This window comes from Undibacterium umbellatum (genome assembly GCF_014284125.1).
GTDB classification, from domain to species: Bacteria; Pseudomonadota; Gammaproteobacteria; order Burkholderiales; family Burkholderiaceae_D; genus Undibacterium; species Undibacterium umbellatum.
In genome coordinates, this window is sequence record NZ_JACOFX010000066.1 from 1 (window position 1) to 633 (window position 633).

A 633-nucleotide genomic window follows, 5' to 3' on the forward strand; every position below is an offset into this window, starting at 1 on the left:
GATGAGTTCGTGTCCGTACAACTGATGAGTTCGTGTCCGTACAACTGGCGTAATCATGGCCCTTCGGGGCCATTGTTTCTCTGTGGAGGAGTCCATGACGAAAGATGAACTGATTGCCCGTCTCCGCTCGCTGGGTGAACAACTGAACCGTGATGTCAGCCTGACGGGGACGAAAGAAGAACTGGCGCTCCGTGTGGCAGAGCTGAAAGAGGAGCTTGATGACACGGATGAAACTGCCGGTCAGGACACCCCTCTCAGCCGGGAAAATGTGCTGACCGGACATGAAAATGAGGTGGGATCAGCGCAGCCGGATACCGTGATTCTGGATACGTCTGAACTGGTCACGGTCGTGGCACTGGTGAAGCTGCATACTGATGCACTTCACGCCACGCGGGATGAACCTGTGGCATTTGTGCTGCCGGGAACGGCGTTTCGTGTCTCTGCCGGTGTGGCAGCCGAAATGACAGAGCGCGGCCTGGCCAGAATGCAATAACGGGAGGCGCTGTGGCTGATTTCGATAACCTGTTCGATGCTGCCATTGCCCGCGCCGATGAAACGATACGCGGGTACATGGGAACGTCAGCCACCATTACATCCGGTGAGCAGTCAGGTGCGGTGATACGTGGTGTTTTT

1 protein-coding gene is annotated in these 633 nt (G+C 56.2%); it reads left to right on the forward strand.

What is annotated here, in order from left to right; genetic code table 11:
• The first annotated feature begins 94 nt into the window (after positions 1 to 94).
• Positions 95 to 493, forward strand: a complete 399-nt coding sequence (locus H8L47_RS29195; protein ID WP_000158919.1) for a DNA-packaging protein FI — start codon at positions 95 to 97, stop codon at positions 491 to 493.
• The last annotated feature ends 140 nt before the right edge of the window (positions 494 to 633 follow it).

Coding starts and splice junctions, on each gene's coding strand:
- H8L47_RS29195 (WP_000158919.1), top strand. CDS start 95: ATGACGAAAGATGAACTGATTGCCCGTCTCCGCTCGCTGGGTGAACAA.